Raw genomic sequence first — 16,393 nt, forward strand, 5'->3', positions numbered from 1 at the left:
ACCTGACCCCCCGATCAAGTCCCCCCTGGACACTTGGAAGGTACCGCCCGAGACGGCCCCACGGGTAGGTAGCGGACCATGTTGTTGCCAACTGGTGCAGAGGCCTTCAACCGGGCAATCGGCGTCCGCCGCACGGTGAAACGAAAGGGCGCGCTGTCCGTATTCTCTGATCATGGCCGCACCCATCGCATATTCACTCATCGCCACCGACCTGGACGGGACGCTGCTGCGCGGCGACGACACCCTGTCCGACCGGTCCCTCGCCGCGCTCGCGCGGGTGGCCGACGCCGGCGCCCAGCACCTCGTGGTGACGGGCCGGCCGGCGCCGAGGGTGCGGCCGCTCCTGGACGACCTCGGCTGTACGGGGCTCGCGGTGTGCGGGCAGGGCGCGCAGGTGTACGACGCGGGCGCGGACCGGCTGCTGTGGTCCATCACCCTGGACCGGGAGCTGGCCGAGACCGCCCTCGGCAAGATCGAGGCCGAGGTGGGGCAGGTGTACGCCGCGGTCGACCAGGACGGGGTCGACGGGCTCACGCTCATCGAGCCGGGCTATCTCATGCCGCACCCGACCCTGCCCGCCGTGCGGGTCGACCGGCGCGACGAGCTGTGGGGCGAGCCCATCAGCAAGGTGCTGCTGCGCCACCCCTACCTGAGCGACGACGAGTTGGCGGCGACGGCCCGCTCGGTGGTCGGGTCGCTGGCGACGGTGACGATGTCGGGGCCCGGCACGGTCGAGCTCCAGCCGTGCGGCGTCACCAAGGCGACGGGGCTGGCGCTGGCCGCCGAGCACCTGGGGCTGCGGCCGGCGGACACCGTTGCCTTCGGTGACATGCCCAACGACATCCCGATGTTCGACTGGGCCGCCCACGGCGTGGCGATGGCCAACGCCCATCCCGAACTCAAGGCCGTGGCCGACGAGGTCACCCTGTCGAACGAGGACGACGGCATCGCCGTCGTCCTCGAACGACTGCTGGGCGGGACGGCTCAGTACGGGCCGTTGACGTTGTCGATCGAGCCGTAGCGGGCGGCCGCGTAGTTGCAGGCAGCGGTGATGTTGGCGACCGGGTCGTACGGGTCCCACGACGTGCCGTCCACGTGGTAGGCCTGGAAGGTCGGGTCGATGGTCTGGAGGAGGCCCTTGGACGGGGTGCCCTTGGCGGCGTTCGAGTCCCAGTTGTTGATGGCCTGGGGGTTGCCCGACGACTCGCGCATGATGTTGCGGTAGATGCCGTCGTACGAACCCGGAATCCCCTTCTGCGCCATGATGTCCAGCGCCTCGCGGATCCAGCCGTCCAGGTTGTTGGCGTAGGTCTTCGCGGAGGCCTGGGTGGCCTCGGCGACGCCGCCGGCGGGCTTCGCGGCCGGCTTGGCGGGGGCGGAGGACTTGGTCGCCGTCTTCTTCGCGGCGCCCGCCTTGGCCGTCTTCACCTTCAGCTTCAGACCCGGGCGGATCAGCCCCGGGTCGTCGCCGACGGCGGCGCGGTTGTCCTTGTAGAGCTGCTTCCAGCCGCCCGACACGTCGTACTTGTCCGCGATGCGGTACAGCGTGTCGCCCTTGGTCACGGTGTACGTGAGGGACTTGGCGGGCTGGGCCGCCTGCGGCACGGACTGTGCGGCGGCGGACGCGCTCTGGGCCGGCTGGGCGGCGCTGGCGTGCGTCGCGCCGAGGAGCGGGAGGGTGAGTGCCGCTCCGCCTGTTCCGGCGGCTACGACACGACGGGTGAGCGCGTTGGTTCTGGGGCGACGGTGCTTGCCTCGGGGCATGGCGATGTTCCTCTCCGGCGCCTGCGAGGTGAGCTGTCGGGTTCGGGCCGGGAGGTGCCCGGCCGCCCACGGCGCTGTGCGCCGTACGCGGCTTCACCCCGAGCCGTTCCGCTGCGCGGACCGGCGACTTACCTGGGTCCCCCGCTCCTGCCCTGCGTGAGTGAGTGGGTTTGTGGGGAGTCCGGGCGGTGGCAGGATTCGGCGTCCGCCGGACTGGCCCGGAACGTATGCGAGAGCACATGTCGGGAACAAGCACCGGAGTCACACATCGCGCCGTTCGACCTTGGTCAGGGGCATATGAGCCGCTTGATCCTTTGCGGGGGCCAAGGCTCAACTGGCGTTCGGCGGAAGGAGGTACGGGCCGGTGTCGGAGTGGGGCGTCACAGGGGATAACGTGATTCAACTCACTGATCACGAGTCCATGGGGCAATTTCCACCAAGGGGAATTTGCTTACTCAACACGGCAAATCGTGCATACCCCTCTACCTCCTGGTAAGTCGATAAATGTCTGTTCTTATGAGCTGATCGAAAACATTGCGGTCGTGATCGGATACCACCCGGCCTGTAACCATGGGCGCTGGCGGTGATCGAAACGTGACCGGATACGCTGACTCGAGTGATGGCAGCGACCTATCGACAAACCGCGTAATCACCGGCAGACACCAGCAGACAGGAGACCCCTCGTGACCGACGTCGGGCCGTTCGGGCTGAGCGTGCGGGACCAGGCTCTGGAAGCCGATGTCCAGGCCGGATTGGCGGCTGTCGAGGAAGGCTTGCTCGAGGCCACCAAGAGTGAGGTGCCCTTCATCACGGAGGCCGCCCAGCACCTGGTCCGGGCCGGCGGCAAACGGTTCCGTCCGCTGCTCGTGATGCTCTCCGCCCAGTTCGGCGACCGGCACGCACCCGGGATCGTGCCGTCGGCCGTCGTCGTGGAGCTGACCCACCTCGCCACGCTGTACCACGACGACGTGATGGACGAGGCCGCCGTGCGCCGCGGGGTGGCGAGCGCGAACGCCCGCTGGGGCAACTCCGTCGCGGTCCTCACAGGCGACTTCCTCTTCGCCCGTGCCTCGCACATCCTGGCCGACCTCGGCCCGGAGGCGGTGCGGGTGCAGGCCGAGGCGTTCGAGCGGCTGGTGACCGGCCAGATCCTGGAGACGGCCGGACCGCAGGACGGCCGCGACCCGGTCGAGCACTACCTGGACGTGCTGGGCGGCAAGACCGGCTCGCTGGTGGCGGTGTCGTGCCGGTTCGGCGCGATGATGTCCGGCGCCGACGAGACGGTCGTGGACGTGCTGACCCAGTACGGCGAGCGGCTCGGTGTCGCCTTCCAGCTCGCGGACGACGTCCTGGACATCGCGTCCGACTCCCACGAGTCCGGCAAGACCCCCGGCACCGACCTGCGCGAGGGCATCCCCACGCTGCCGGTGCTGCGGCTGCGCGAGCGGGCCGCCCGGCTCGGGCTCGCGGACGACATCGCCCTGTGCGAGCTGCTGGACTCCGACCTGACCGACGACGACCGGCACGCCGAGGCCCTGCGCCTGCTGCGCGCCCACCCGGCGCTGGAACAGGCCCGCCAGGACACCATCCGCTACGCCCAGGACGCCCGCTCGGCGCTCGCGCCGCTGCCCGAGTGCACCGCGAAGACGGCGCTGGTGGAGCTGTCCGACGCGGTGGTGCACCGGGCCGGCTAGCGCATCTTCCCCGCATGACCCCTACGGGTCGGGGGAGAAGCAGCCCTCTCGTGTCATACCGCAGCAGTACGTGGAGTTGAGCCCGGAGTCTGACGTATCTCCCTGGCCGATTTGGTCAGATGGACACCACGGAAAACACCACTCCTCACCACTTCGGGTGAGAATGGCGGCACAGGGACGAGTGCGTGGACGACACGGACAGCCGCCGCCGACCACGGAGGTAGGGCACACATGGCACCGTACGCATCCGACGACAGCACGACCGGCGGGGAGGTCGACGAGCAGCGCTCCGGGCGGCGCAAAGCCGCGCGGTACGTCGTCCCGGTCACGGTGATGGGGGTGGCGGCCGCGACGATCGGGCTGGTCCCCGCGCTCGCCGACTCCGGTGACCCCGACCTCCCGAAGATCACCGCACAGCAGCTCATCGAGAAGATGGCCAAGTCGGACGTCCAGCAGCTGTCCGGCACGGTGAAGATCAGCACGGACCTCGGCCTGCCGGACCTCGGCGGGCTGGAGAGCAGCCTGATGTCCGGTGCCGCGGGCCAGGGCGAGGGCGGCTCCTCCGCCGACCCGACGGCCAAGCTCACGGAACTGGCCTCCGGCACGCACACCCTGCGCGTCGCGGCCGACGGCCCGGACAAGCAGAAGCTGTCGCTGCTGGAGAACGCCGCCGAGTACAGCATCGTCCACAACGGCAAGGACGTCTGGGGCTACGACAGCAAGTCGAACGAGGTCTACCACGGCACCGCCTCCGACAGCCCGGAGCACGCGAAGGAGCAGCCGCCGGCCACGCCGAAGGACTTCGCCGAGGAGGCCCTGAAGGCCGTCGACGACACGACCTCCGTGACCGTGGACGGCACCGCCCAGGTCGCCGGCCGGGACGCCTACAAGCTGCTCATCGAGCCGAAGCAGTCCGGCACGACGGTCGGTGCGGTCACCGTGGCCGTGGACGCGAAGACCGGCATGCCGCTGAAGTTCACGCTGACCCCGGCGAGCGGCGGCGCCGCCGTCGTCGACGCGGGCTTCACCCAGGTCAGCTTCGCCAAGCCGGCCGCGTCGACCTTCGACTTCACCCCGCCCAAGGGCGCGAAGGTCACCGAGGAGAAGGCCTCCGACAAGGCCTCCGACAAGGCCTCTGGCAAGGGCTTCGACAAGGGCGAGGCGCGCAAGCACGCCCCGAAGTCCGGGGAGGACCTCGGCAAGGGCCTCGACGGCATGAAGACCATCGGCGAGGGTTGGAACGCCATAGCCACGTTCGACACCGGCGGCGAGGGCATGCCCTCCGGCGAGGCCGGCGGCGACCTCGGCGGCTTCGTGAACTCGCTCGGCGACAAGGTCACCGGCAAGTTCGGCTCGGGCACGGTCTTCTCCACCCGCCTGGTCAACGCCCTGATGACGGACGACGGCAAGGTCTACGTGGGCATGGTCACCAAGGACGCGCTCGTGAAGGCGGCCGACGCCGGGAAGTAAGTCCGGTACTCCTACGGGACTTGGAGAAAACGAGGAAGCCGATGGGCGAACCGTCCGCCGCGGAGCCGGAGCACAGCGACGTGCGGGCCGAGGCCGGGGAACCGGTCATCGCCACCCGCGCGCTCACCAAGCGCTACCGCGGCGGACAACTCGCCGTCGACGGCCTCGACCTGACCGTCCCGGCGGGCAGCGTCTTCGGCTTCCTCGGACCCAACGGCTCCGGCAAGACCACCACCATCCGCATGCTGATGGGCCTCATCGAGCCCACCTCCGGCACGGCACGGGTGCTCGGGCAGCCCATGCCCCGGGCCACCCGCGCCGTGCTGCCGCACGTCGGCGCCCTCATCGAGGGCCCGGCCCTGTACGGCTTCCTCTCCGGCCGCGACAACCTGATCCGCTACGACTGCGCCGACCCGGCCGCCGATCCGCGCACCCGCAAGGCCCGGGTCGCCGCCGCGCTGGACCGGGTGGGCCTGACGGCCGCCGCGGGCAAGAAGGCCAAGGCCTACTCGCTGGGCATGAAACAGCGCCTGGGCCTCGCGGCCGCGCTGCTCCAGCCGCGCCGGCTGCTCGTGCTCGACGAGCCGACCAACGGCCTCGACCCCCAGGGCATGCGCGAGATCCGCACCCTGATACGGGAGCTGGCCTCGGACGGCACGACCGTCTTCCTCTCCTCCCACCTGCTCGACGAGATCGAGCAGGTCTGCACGCACGCGGCCGTGATGACGCAGGGCCGTCTGATCACCCAGGGCGCGGTCGCCGAGCTGTCCGCCGGAGCGCGCGGCCGGCTGGTCGTCACCACGCCGGACCCGGCGGAGGCGGCCCGGGTGCTGAAGGAGCAGGGCGTCGGCGACGTCGTCGTCACGGACGACCGGGTGACCGGCGAACCACCGGAGAGCGACCTCGCCGACGTGAACACCGCGCTGGTGACGGCCGGTGTGCGCGTACGCGGCTTCACGGTCGAACGGACCTCGCTGGAGGACGCGTTCGTCGCGCTGACCGGGGAGGGCTTCGATGTCGCGGGCTGAAGTCGGTCGGACCGTACGGCCGGTGAGCCCGCTGTGGACCTTCGGGCTGCTGCGCAGCGAGCTCACCACCACCTTCCGGCGCTGGCGCACCCTCGCGCTGCTGGCCGTGCTGGCGGGCGTGCCCGTCCTGGTCGGCATCGCCATCAAGATCGAGACGAGCGACGGTTCGCCGCCCGGCGGTGGCGGCGGGGGAGGACCGGCCTTCATCTCGCAGATCACCAACAACGGCCTGTTCCTCGTCTTCACCGCGCTGGCCGCCACCCTCCCGTTCTTCCTGCCGATGGCCATCGGTGTCGTCGCGGGCGACGCGATCGCCGGCGAGGGACACGCCGGCACGCTCCGCTATCTGCTGGTCGCCCCGGCCGGCCGCGGCCGGCTGCTGCTCACCAAGTACGCGACCGTCGTCATCTTCTGCCTGGCCGCCACCCTTGTCGTGGCCGTCTCCGCGCTGACGGTCGGCGCGCTGCTGTTCCCGCTCGGCGATCTGACGACCATCTCCGGCACCCGGATCAGTTTCGCCGAAGGCCTGGGCAGAGCCCTGCTGATCGCCCTGGTCGTCGCCGCGTCACTGATCGGCGTCGCCGCGCTCGGGCTGTTCGTCTCGACGCTCACGGGCAGCGGCATCGCGGCGATGGCGACCACCGTCGGCCTGCTGATCACGGTCCAGATCCTCGACCAGATCCCGCAATTGCACGCCCTCCAGCCGTACTTCTTCTCGCACTACTGGCTGTCCTTCGCCGACCTCATGCGCGAGCCCGTCTACTGGGACGACCTGGCGAAGAACCTGGGCCTCCAGGCCCTGTACGCGGCGGTGTTCGGCTCGGCGGCCTGGGCCCGCTTCACGACGAAGGACATCACCGCCTAGCGCACAGCCCTCGCGCAGGGCCAGCCCTGGCAGCGCTCAGTACTCGTACACGAACCGTGCGCAGCCGGCCCGACCAGTGGTCCAGGTAGCGCTTGGTGTGTGCGGAGACCGAGTACCAGTACAGGGGCGAGGCGATCACGATGTCCGTGGCCGCGAGGGTGGCGTCGAGCAGCAGGGCCAGGTTGCCCTCGGTCGGACGGACGTGGTCGCTGTCGTGCCGCAGGTCCTCGAAGTCGGGCACCGGATGCTCGGTGGGGTCAGGGCCGCCGCCCGTCATCCGCCAGGGCCCGCCTCATCCGTCAGGGCTGCCCGCCAGCTCTCGATGCGCACCTCCGCCTCCCGCGCCACGCCCAGCAGCAGCACCTCCCGGCCGTGCGGCGCCACCAGTTGCAGCCCGGCCGGGCAGCCGTCACCGCCGAAGCCCGCCGGGAGGCTCAGCGCCGGGTGTCCGCTGAGGTTGAACGCCCAGGTGAGGGAGGTGGAGTAGCGGTCGCCCGGGCCGTCGTGCCCGTGCGGTGCGGTGGGCGTGGTCGGCGTCAGCAACAGCTCCGCTTCGGCGAACAGTCCGGCCAGCCGCCGGTCGTTCTCCGCCCGGACGCGGTGGGCCTCGCCCGGATCGGCGCCGGTTGTGCGCAGGGCGAGCCAGGCGGGCCCGGGGTCCGCGAGCCGTAACGGCACCCGCGGCCGTACGAGCCGTACGACACCCGCCGCCACGAGCCGGTCGACCGCCGCCCGCGCGAGCGCGACGGGCTGCGGGTCGGGCTCGGCGAAGCCCAGGTCGGACGACCAGACGGCGGTGACGGGCAGAGGCGTGCCGGCGGGCACCGGTTCCTTCGACACCACCCGCCACCAGCTCGCCGCGTCCGATGCCGAGCGGGCGAGCACGCCGGGGACGGCGAGCCCCGTGCGGTCGGCGGAGGGCAGCCGTCCGGCCGTGGTCTTCAGGCCGGTCACCCCGCACCACGCCGCCGGGATCCGCACCGACCCGGCCCCGTCGCCACCCGTCGCCAGCGGCACCAGCCCGGCCGCCACCGCCACCGCGGCCCCGGCCGACGAACCGCCCGGCGTACGGTCCGCCCGCCACGGGTTGACGGTCCGGCCCCGGGCGCCGAGACCCCAGGTCTGCCAGGGCGTCCCCGGCCCGGGCACGGAGGTCGCACCCACGGCGACACACCCGGCCGCGAGCAGCGGCCCCGCCGCCCGCAGCCCGTGCCGCCCCTTCACGGCGATCGGCACCCCGGCCAGCGGCAGCGCTTCCTCCTTTCGGGGGACATTCCCGGCACGCCGGCCGAGTCGCGCGTCCACCTCGCCCGCCCGCCGCAACGCCTCCTCGCGCCACACCTCGACGAACGCGCACAGCTCCGGATCGGCCCGCTCGATCCGCTCCAGCGCCGCCGCGACCACGTCGACCGCGCGCAGTTCACCGGCCCGTACGCCCGCCGCGATCTCCCCGGCCGACCGGGCCACCGCCGTCAGCGCGCCGCTCCCGTCAGCCGGACCAGGGCCGATGTCTCGCGCGGCGGACGCCCCAGTTCGCCCAGCCGCCAGGCCGGCACCCACGGCACGCGGTACACGTCGATGACCGACTCCAGGGACTTGACCCGCTGGGCGAGCGGACGCGGCAGCCGGCCAGGAGCGTCCGCCACGAGGACGACGGCGTCGAGGTCGAGGCCGGGCGGCGCCTGGCCGCGCCGGAAGATCTCCACGGCCCCGGCGATCGTGTCCAGCCCGGCCGCGTGCGTCCGCGCGACCAGCAGCACGGACGGCGGGTCGTCCGGTCCGGGCCAGGCGCGGCCGCTGTCATGGCCGCCGTAGACCGCGGCGAGGGTGGAGACGCCCGCGCCGCCGTGTGTGCCGACCCAGGAGAAACGCCGCGTGGCGGCATGGGTGTGAGCGGGCCCTGGCGGCCCCGGCTCCCGCGTGGTCGTCACCGGGCCGCGGATCCAGATCTCCGGTCCCTGCCGCATGCCTGTCTGCATGCCCCTCTCCTCCCTCGTACTCTCGATCCTCATGCCAACCGGAACGATCCATGCCGGGTCCCGGAACCCTTGGGACGAGCCTGTGACACCGCGGTGACGTGAGAAACGGATGCGAGCGGACACACTCGACAGTAGGTACGACGCCGATTGAGGGGACGATGTCTCGACTCAGCCGCGAGAAGAAGCGGGAACAGAAGCAGGCCGCACACGCGGCGACCCCGGCGGCGCCGATCGACGTCCGTGTCCCCGGGGCCGGAACGGACCCGGCAGGGGCGGGGCCGGGAGCAGGCACGGGGGGTGTCTGTGACGGTGCGTCGGTCGGCGGTGTCCCCGTCTTCGCGGCCCCCGGCGAGGAGATCCAGCAGGCCGTGCTGAACCGCCTTCACCGCATCGCCCTCGCCACCGGCCATCCCGTCCTCGCCACGGTCCACGACGAGCGCATCGGCTACGTCGTGCCGCTCCAGGTCGACCCGGACGGCTCCAGCCGCTTCACCGCCGAGCCGGTCCGCACGGCCCCGCCAAAGGACGCCGTCGCCAGGGAAACTCCTGCGGCCGGCGCGGTGACGGAGCCGCCCGTTCCGCCGCCCGGACCGCCGCCGCCCGTTCCGCCGCCCGGACCGACGCCGCCAGCGCCGGAGCGGCAGCACCCGCGGGGCGACAGGGCCACGCACGTCCTGCGCCCCGTACCGGAGCCGGGCCGTGGCACGCCACCGACGTTCCCGCTGAGGGCGGTGCCCGAACCGCAGCCGGCCGATCGGCTCCCACCGACGTTCGAGCCGCGACCCGTGCCGGAGCCGCCGCAGAGCGAACCGGAAGACGCACCACCGGTCTGGCCCACGCCCCCCGACGCGCCCGAGCCGTCGGGCACGCCCACGCCGTCCGGCACGGCCACGCACTCGGGCACCTCCACGCCCCCGGGCCCGGTCACCCCTCCCGGCACCGTCGCACCCCCCACCGGCGAGTTCGGGCCGCCCCCGCTCATGGACGCCAGGCCGCTCCCCCTCCCCGGAACCGGGCCTGGAACCCACCGCAGGCGGGAGCCCGAGCCGATGTCCGAAGCGGAGCTGCTCGCGGCCGAAGCCGACGCCAAGCCGACTCCCGCCCGGGGCTTCGACGCCGTCGCGGAGGCCGTGCTCGGCGACGAACCCCTCGGCGCCCCGGGCGACCCCGCCGCACCCGCCCTCCTCGCGGAGCCGATCGCGCGGATCAACGAGGCCGTCAAGGAAGGCCGGATCGACACGGCGGCCGGACTGGCGGACCAGACCGTCGCGGAGGCGTCCGGGACGCTCGGGCCGGAGCACCCCGAGGTGCTCCGGCTGGGCGAACTCACCGCGTACATCGCCTATTTGGCGGGTGAACCGGTCCGGGCCTTCCGGCTGTCCCTCGACCTGGCCGGTGCCCGCCGCCGCACGGGCGACGCGGAGGCCGCCTACGGCAACGTGCAGAGCGCGGCCACCGCCTGGCGCGCCGTGCGCGACCCCGCGGTGGGACTGGAGCTGGGCCGGGACCTGATCGGCCTGTGGAGCGAACTCGCCGCCGAGGACGGCCCCGCAGCCGAGGAGATCGAGCAACTGGAGTCGGCCCGTGCCCGCATGGGCCGCCTGACCGAACGCGCCCGCAACCAGTAGGCGCCGTTACCGCGACAACTCCCACACCGCGTACGCGACGGCGTCGCTGTTGCGGTCGAGGGCGGTGTCGTCGATGTTGGCGGTGGTGTCGCAGGAGGAGTGGTAGCAGCGGTCGAAGGCCCGCCCGGCCGTGCCGCCCCACTTGGCCGCCTGCGCCGCCGTCTTGGTCCTGCTCGCCCCGCTGAACAGGCCGCCCACCGGCACGCCCGCGCTCTTGAAGGGCGCGTGGTCGGAGCGGCCGTCGCCCTCGGTCTCGATCTCGGTCGGGACGTCGAGGCCCGCGAAGTACTCCTTGAAGGTCTTCTCGATCGCCGGGTCGTCGTCGTAGACGAAGTAGCCGGGGTTCGGGGAGCCGATCATGTCGAAGTTCAGGTAGGCGCTGATCCTCGAACGGTCCCCGGTGGCCAGCCGGTTGACGTAGTGGCGGGAGCCGACCAGGCCGACTTCCTCCGCGCCCCACCAGGCGAACCGCAGGTGCCTGGTGGGCTTGTACTGCGCCCGTGACACGGCGAGGGCGGTCTCCAGGACGGCGGCCGAGCCGGAGCCGTTGTCGTTGATGCCGGGCCCGGAGGAGACGCTGTCGAGGTGCGAGCCGGCCATCACGACCTGGTTGGCGTCGCCGCCGGGCCAGTCGGCGATCAGGTTGTAGCCGGTGCGGCCGGAGGCGGTGAACTGCTGGACCGTGGTGGTGTACCCGGCCGCGTCCAGCTTGGCCTTGATGTGGTCGAGCGAGGCCTTGTAGCCGGGGCGGCCGTGCGCGCGGTTGCCGCCGTTGGCGGTGGCGATGGACTGGAGCTGGGACAGGTGGGCCTTGACGCCCGCCAGGGGCAGGTCGGGCGCGGCGGCCGGTCTCGGGGGAGCGGACGCGGCGTCCGCCACGGCACCGCCGGTCAGGAGCACGGCGGTCGCCACGGCACCGGCCGCCACGGCACGCGCGGAAACGGAGAGCTTCATGTGGGGGCTCCGGATTCACAGGTGAATGGGGTGCCTGGATGGTGGAGCCCCGGCTGAATCGCCGTCAAGGGCGGTAAGCAGCCAGACAGTTGGGTTGACGCCGCGCTAGTGCACGCAGAACTCGTTTCCCTCCGGATCCTCCATCACGACCCATGCCGTGCCCTGGTCCGCCACCCGCCGCAGCACGCTCGCCCCGAGCCCCTCCAGGCGTACGACCTCGTCCTCGCGCGTCCCTCGATCGGGGTGCAGGTCCAGGTGGAGCCGGTTCTTGACCGTCTTCGGGTCCGGTACGCGCTGGAACAGCAGCCGCCGTCCCAGCCCGGTCCCGCTCTCCTTGTCGTACGGGTCGTCGGGATGCCGTACGGCGACCAGGTCCCGGAAGGCGTGCCGACCGTGGAACTCGACGGTGAGCTCGGCCGGTACGGCGCCGGAGTCCAGCAGTCTCTCGATGAGCGCGTTGTTGTCCTCGACCTCGTAGTGCAGCGCGGCGGCCCAGAAGTCGGCCTGTGCGTGGGGGTTCGCGCAGTCGATGACGATCTTCCAGTGGAGGGGGTGCGGAGCGTTGTCTGCCATGTAACCACTTATATTGGTTACGTGAACGAGCGCGCAACGGAAACGCCGGGCCTGACGCTGACTTCGTACGGGGGAAGAACCTTCCGCTTCGACCCCGGCGCCCTGTGCCTGGAACTGCAGACGACGGGCGGCCCCGGGGAGTTCGCGCGGTACGAGGTGCTGCACGAGCCCGTCGACCTGGTCGCCTGGACGGCGCGCAGCCGCCTCCCGGACGACCTTGACATCACCGTCACCGAGGGCGAGCTGGAGCGCGTCCGCGCCCTGCGCGACGTCGTGTTCCAGCTCGCCGCCGACCGCGCCCACGGCCGCCCGCTGCGAGCCGCCCACCTGGACGTCGTCAACGCCGCCGCGGCCGGGCCCCCGTTGGTCGCCCGCATTGAGCCGGACGGCACCCGCGCCTGGGCCCCGGGCGCCACCGGAGCCCACCTGCTCTCCACGATCGCCCGGGACGCGATCGACCTGTTCACCGGCCCCTACGCCCACCGCGTCCGCGAGTGCGGCGCGCACAACTGCTACCTGCTCTTCGTCGACACCTCCCGCCCGGGCCGCCGCCGCTGGTGCGCGATGGAGCACTGCGGCAACCGCGAGAAGGCCCGGGCACACCGGGCCCGGGCCTTCCCTAGGAAGCCGTAGCCCGCGCCTCGCGGGCGTCGTACGCGCTGCGGGCCGCCGCGATCTCCTCCTGGTGCCGCTCCGTCCAGGTCACCAGGGACTGGATGGTGGTGTGCAGCGTCCTGCCGAGGGAGGTCAGTTCGTACTCGACCCGCGGCGGCACCACCGGGTGCACCGTCCGCTTCACCAGGCCGTCGCGCTCCAGCGACCGCAGGGTCACCGTCAGCATCCGCTGGCTGACCCCGTCGATCTCCCGGCGCAGTTCGGTGAAGCGCAGCCGCCGGTTATCCAGCAGCGCGATGACGAGCAGCGACCACTTGTCGGCGATCCGGTCGAGGATCTGCCGGACCTGGCAGTCCTCGCGGGTGTCCCACTGGAAGGGATCCGCGTCGCCGTAGTCCACGGTGCTCTCGCAGTTACTCGGTGACTTCGAAGTGCCTTCTTCCATGTCTGTCGATGCTGCCGCAGGGTGGTCTTGGTTACAAGAGGGAACCGACCCTCATTTGCGTAACCGGACTTGACCAGAGGAGTGTTGACTCATGGGCACGCGTGCCTGGGCGTTGCTGCTCGTCCTGTGCGGGACGATCTTCCTTGAGGGCGCCGACGTCGCGATGATGGCGGTGGCGATCCCGGCCATCCGCTCCGATCTGGGCCTAGCCACCGGCACGGCGGCCTGGGTGCTGAGCGCCTACGTGCTCGGATACGCCGGCTTCACCCTCCTCGGCGGCCGGGCCGCCGACCTGCTCGGCCGGCGGCGGATGTTCCTGCTCTGGCTGACCGTCTTCCTCGCCTTCTCCGGACTCGGCGGCCTCGCGACGGACGGCTGGATGCTGATCGTCGCCCGGTTCGTCACCGGCGTCGCCGCCGCGTTCATGACCCCGGCCGCGCTCTCCCTGATCACCACGTCCTACGAGGAGGGGCCGAAGCGCAACAAGGCCGTGCTGGTCTTCGCCGGGACCGGCGCGGCCGGCTTCTCCCTCGGCCTGGTCATCGGCGGCCTGCTCACCGAGCTCGGCTGGCGCTGGGTGTTTTTCGCGCCCGTGCTGCTGACCGCCGCCCTGCTCGTCGCGGCGGTGCGCCTGGTGCCCCGGCAGGACGCCCCACCCGCGCGGGGACGCACCTTCGACCTGCCCGGCGCGATTACCGCCGCGGGCGCCATGCTGCTGGCCGCCTACACCGTCGTACGCCTGGAACACGGCCTGCACGATTGGCCGCTCACCCTGGTCTCGGGGCTCGCGGCCCTGCTCCTGGCCGGTGCCTTCGTCGCGTTCGAGCGTCGCTGCCCGGACCCGCTCGTCCGCCTCGGGATCCTGCGCCAGGGCCCGGTCGTGCGCGCCGACCTGGGTGCGCTGCTCTTCCTCGGCGCCTTCTTCGGCTTCCAGTTCGTCGTCACGCTCTACCTGCAGGAACTGCGCGGCTGGTCGTCCCTCCAGACCGCCGTCGCCCTGATCGTCATGGGTATCGACGCGGTCCTCGCGCCGACGCTCACCCCGAGACTGGTCGCCCGCTTCGGCAACGCCCGGGTGATCCTCGGCGGATTCCTCCTGGCGGTGGCCGCCTACGCCCTGTTCCTGCCGGTGGGCATGGACTGGTCCTACGCGATGATGTTCCCGACGCTGCTGCTGTCCGGCCTCGCCTTCGCCCTGGCCTACGGGCCGTTGACGATCGCCGCGACGGACGGGGTCGCCGAGTCGGAGCAGGGCCTGGCCGGCGGGCTGCTGACCACCGCCACGCAGTTCGGCTCCGCCATCGGCATCGCGGCGGTGACCGCGGTCTACGGCCTGGCGTCCACCGGGTCCGGCCCCGAGGCCACGCTGTCGGCGTTCCGGGCGGCGCTGATCGTGCCGGTGGCGTTGGTGGTGCTGGGCGCGCTGATCTCGCTGGTGAGTGCGCGGGAGGCCCGGCGGGCGGTGCGCAGGGCGTCCCAGGTGAGCAGTGTCAGTGCCAGCCACACCAGTGCGAACCCGGCCCAGCGCTCCGGCGGCATCGCTTCGTGGAAGTAGAAGACGCCGAGCACGAACTGGAAGACCGGCGTCAGGTACTGCAACAGACCGATCGTGGACAGGGGCACGCGGATGGCCGCCGCGCCGAAACAGACCAGGGGCAGGGCGGTGACGATCCCGGCCGAGACGAGCAGCGCCGCGTGCCCCGCGCCCTCGGTGGTGAAGGTGGAGTCGCCCCGCGCGGTCAGCCACACCAGGAAGCCGAGCGCGGGCAGGAACTGGATCACGGTCTCGGCGGCCAGCGACTCCACGCCGCCGAGGTTCAGCTTCTTCTTCACCAGCCCGTACGTGGCGAAGGAGAAGGCGAGGCCGAGGGAGATCCATGGGGGCCGGCCGTAGCCGACGGTCAGCACGACGACCGCCGCGGCGCCGGTCCCGACCGCCAGCCACTGCACCGGCCGCAGCCGCTCCTTCAGCAGCAGAACACCGATCGCGATGGTGACCAGCGGGTTGATGAAGTACCCGAGTGAGGCCTCGACGACGTGGCCGGAGTTCACGGACCAGATGTACAGGCCCCAGTTGAGGGTGATGAAGGTCGCGGCGACCGTGACGAGGCCCAGCCTGCGCGGCTGCCGCAGCAGCTCGCCGGCCCAGGCCCAGCGGCGCAGCACGAGCAGGGCGGCGCCCACGAAGACCAGCGACCACACCATCCGGTGGGCCAGGATCTCCACCGCACCGGCGGGTTTCAGCAGGGGCCAGAACAGCGGGACGAGCCCCCACATCCCGTAGGCCGCGAAGCCGTTCAGCAGTCCTATGTGCCGCTCACCCCTCGGCTTGCCGCTCACGGGCCCCTCCTCCGTACGTGTGTTCCGCGTTCACGACGGTAACGCCGAGCGCCCCCGGCTGTCATGCCCGTATCGGCATACGGTCATGACAGCCGGGGGTGGGGCGGCTCAAGGGCCCGCCGGGGGAGTTCAGCCCTTGAGCGCCGCGGCGATGGCCTCGGAGAACGGAGTGGTCGGGCGGCCGGTCAGCCGGGACAGGTCGCCGGTGGAGACGACCAGCTCGCCCTTCTCGATGGAGGCGTCCACGCCCGCCAGCGTCTGCGCCAGCGGCTCGGGCAGGCCGGCGCCGGTCAGGATCCCGGTGAGCACCTCGGTCGAGACCGGGTTGTAGGTGATCTCCCTGCCGGTCTGGCGGCTCAGCTCGGCCGCGTACTCGGCGAAGCTCCACGGGGTGTCGCCGCCCAGCTCGTACGTCTTGTTCTCGTGCCCCTCGCCGGTCAGCACGGCGACGGCGGCAGCGGCGTAGTCGGCGCGGGCGGCGGAGGAGACCTTGCCCTCGCCGGCGGCGGCCACGACCGCGTTGTGCTCCAGCACCGGGGCGAGGTTCTCGGTGTAGTTCTCGTGGTACCAGCCGTTGCGCAGCAGCGTGTAGGGCACGCCGGAGTCCAGCAGCAGCTCCTCGGTGCCGCGGTGGTCGTCGGCGAGCGCGGCGGTCAGCGTGCCCGGGGCGCTGGTGTAGGCGAGCAGGGCCACACCGGCCGCCTTGGCGGCGTCGATGACGACCTTGTGCTGCTGCACACGGCCCTTGTCGAACTCGTTGCCGGAGATCAGCAGCACCTTGTCACCGGCGGAGAACAGGCCGTCGAAGGAGGCGGGCGCGCTGTAGTCGGCCAGCGCGATCCGTACCCCGCGGTCCGCGAAGTCGGCGGCCTTCTCGGCGTTGCGCACGACCGCGGTGATCTGCTCGGCGGGGACCTTCTCCAGCAGCTGCTCCACGACGTGACGGCCGAGGTTTCCGGTGGCTCCGGTGACGACGATGCTCATGGTGAGAACTCTCCTTGTGGGGTGCGATGGCACTAACCTTAGGAGAGGCGCTAA

At 71.9% G+C, this 16,393-nt stretch carries 15 protein-coding genes, 2 pseudogenes and 1 riboswitch; of the genes and pseudogenes, 8 read left to right on the forward strand and 9 right to left on the reverse strand.

Annotated elements, in window-relative coordinates; translation table 11 throughout:
* Positions 1 to 172 precede the first annotated feature (172 nt).
* Positions 173 to 1,021, forward strand: coding sequence for an HAD family hydrolase (locus tag PV963_RS27135; protein WP_274818334.1), 849 nt, complete (start codon positions 173 to 175; stop codon positions 1,019 to 1,021).
* On the opposite strand, the gene PV963_RS27140 is transcribed toward PV963_RS27135, so the two are convergent.
* Complete coding sequence (locus PV963_RS27140) at positions 985 to 1,764, reverse strand: LysM peptidoglycan-binding domain-containing protein (protein WP_274818336.1); 780 nt, start codon at positions 1,762 to 1,764, stop codon at positions 985 to 987. The genes PV963_RS27135 and PV963_RS27140 overlap by 37 nt on opposite strands.
* A 3-nt stretch (positions 1,765 to 1,767) precedes the next feature.
* Positions 1,768 to 1,941, reverse strand: a riboswitch (cyclic di-AMP (ydaO/yuaA leader).
* Between the two features lie 506 nt (positions 1,942 to 2,447).
* Here PV963_RS27140 and PV963_RS27145 point away from each other — a divergent pair.
* The 4 genes from PV963_RS27145 (at position 2,448) to PV963_RS27160 (ending at position 6,821) form a co-directional block, all read left to right on the forward strand.
* The gene (locus PV963_RS27145) at positions 2,448 to 3,458 is read left to right on the forward strand and encodes a polyprenyl synthetase family protein (protein ID WP_274818337.1); all 1,011 of its coding nucleotides are present in this window, start codon (positions 2,448 to 2,450) and stop codon (positions 3,456 to 3,458) included.
* 231 nt (positions 3,459 to 3,689) lie between these two features.
* Positions 3,690 to 4,928, forward strand: coding sequence for a LolA family protein (locus PV963_RS27150; protein WP_274818339.1), 1,239 nt, complete (start codon positions 3,690 to 3,692; stop codon positions 4,926 to 4,928).
* Between the two features lie 41 nt (positions 4,929 to 4,969).
* Positions 4,970 to 5,956, forward strand: a complete 987-nt coding sequence (locus PV963_RS27155) for an ABC transporter ATP-binding protein (protein WP_274818340.1) — start codon at positions 4,970 to 4,972, stop codon at positions 5,954 to 5,956.
* A complete protein-coding gene (locus tag PV963_RS27160) occupies positions 5,943 to 6,821 on the forward strand; it encodes an ABC transporter permease (RefSeq protein WP_274818342.1) in 879 nt (292 codons plus the stop codon). Before PV963_RS27155 ends, PV963_RS27160 begins: the two co-directional genes overlap by 14 nt.
* 55 nt (positions 6,822 to 6,876) lie before the next feature.
* Here the strand turns inward: PV963_RS27160 and PV963_RS27165 are convergent.
* From PV963_RS27165 to PV963_RS27175, 3 genes and pseudogenes are all read right to left on the reverse strand, one after another.
* Positions 6,877 to 7,080 (reverse strand): annotated as a pseudogene (locus PV963_RS27165) (NAD(P)H-dependent oxidoreductase); the annotation flags it as partial.
* 14 nt (positions 7,081 to 7,094) lie between these two features.
* Positions 7,095 to 8,288 carry an amidase gene (locus PV963_RS27170; RefSeq protein WP_274818344.1) on the reverse strand — a complete coding sequence of 398 codons (1,194 nt, stop codon included), beginning with the start codon at positions 8,286 to 8,288 and terminating at the stop codon, positions 7,095 to 7,097.
* A 5-nt stretch (positions 8,289 to 8,293) separates the two neighbouring features.
* Positions 8,294 to 8,800, reverse strand: a complete 507-nt coding sequence (locus PV963_RS27175) for a DUF6668 family protein (protein WP_274818345.1) — start codon at positions 8,798 to 8,800, stop codon at positions 8,294 to 8,296.
* A 158-nt stretch (positions 8,801 to 8,958) separates the two neighbouring features.
* Between PV963_RS27175 and PV963_RS27180 the strand changes: the two genes are divergently transcribed.
* The gene (locus PV963_RS27180) at positions 8,959 to 10,428 is read left to right on the forward strand and encodes a tetratricopeptide repeat protein (protein ID WP_274818347.1); all 1,470 of its coding nucleotides are present in this window, start codon (positions 8,959 to 8,961) and stop codon (positions 10,426 to 10,428) included.
* A gap of 6 nt (positions 10,429 to 10,434) precedes the next feature.
* Here PV963_RS27180 and PV963_RS27185 read toward each other — a convergent pair whose 3' ends face one another.
* Both PV963_RS27185 and PV963_RS27190 read right to left on the reverse strand, forming a co-directional pair.
* On the reverse strand, positions 10,435 to 11,382 hold the full coding sequence (locus tag PV963_RS27185) for a M28 family metallopeptidase (protein WP_274818349.1): 948 nt from the start codon (positions 11,380 to 11,382) through the stop codon (positions 10,435 to 10,437).
* Between the two features lie 105 nt (positions 11,383 to 11,487).
* Positions 11,488 to 11,955 (reverse strand): VOC family protein, encoded by a 468-nt coding sequence (locus PV963_RS27190; protein ID WP_274818350.1) that lies wholly within the window; start codon positions 11,953 to 11,955, stop codon positions 11,488 to 11,490.
* 21 nt (positions 11,956 to 11,976) lie between these two features.
* Here PV963_RS27190 and PV963_RS27195 point away from each other — a divergent pair, with 21 nt between their 5' ends.
* Positions 11,977 to 12,588 carry a CGNR zinc finger domain-containing protein gene (locus tag PV963_RS27195; RefSeq protein ID WP_274818351.1) on the forward strand — a complete coding sequence of 204 codons (612 nt, stop codon included), beginning with the start codon at positions 11,977 to 11,979 and terminating at the stop codon, positions 12,586 to 12,588.
* On the opposite strand, the gene PV963_RS27200 is transcribed toward PV963_RS27195, so the two are convergent.
* Positions 12,575 to 13,015 carry a winged helix-turn-helix transcriptional regulator gene (locus PV963_RS27200; RefSeq protein ID WP_274818353.1) on the reverse strand — a complete coding sequence of 147 codons (441 nt, stop codon included), beginning with the start codon at positions 13,013 to 13,015 and terminating at the stop codon, positions 12,575 to 12,577. The two genes, PV963_RS27195 and PV963_RS27200, sit on opposite strands and share 14 nt — an antisense overlap.
* 166 nt (positions 13,016 to 13,181) lie before the next feature.
* Between PV963_RS27200 and PV963_RS27205 the strand changes: the two are divergent.
* Positions 13,182 to 14,261, forward strand: a pseudogene (locus PV963_RS27205) (MFS transporter); the annotation flags it as partial.
* 80 nt (positions 14,262 to 14,341) lie between these two features.
* Here PV963_RS27205 and rarD read toward each other — a convergent pair.
* A complete protein-coding gene (rarD, locus tag PV963_RS27210) occupies positions 14,342 to 15,292 on the reverse strand; it encodes an EamA family transporter RarD (RefSeq protein WP_425541037.1) in 951 nt (316 codons plus the stop codon).
* A 192-nt stretch (positions 15,293 to 15,484) separates the two neighbouring features.
* Positions 15,485 to 16,339, reverse strand: a complete 855-nt coding sequence (locus PV963_RS27215) for an SDR family oxidoreductase (RefSeq protein ID WP_274818356.1) — start codon at positions 16,337 to 16,339, stop codon at positions 15,485 to 15,487.
* Positions 16,340 to 16,393: the final 54 nt, after the last annotated feature.

The organism is Streptomyces coeruleorubidus (genome assembly GCF_028885415.1).
Lineage (GTDB): Bacteria > Actinomycetota > Actinomycetes > Streptomycetales > Streptomycetaceae > Streptomyces > Streptomyces coeruleorubidus_A.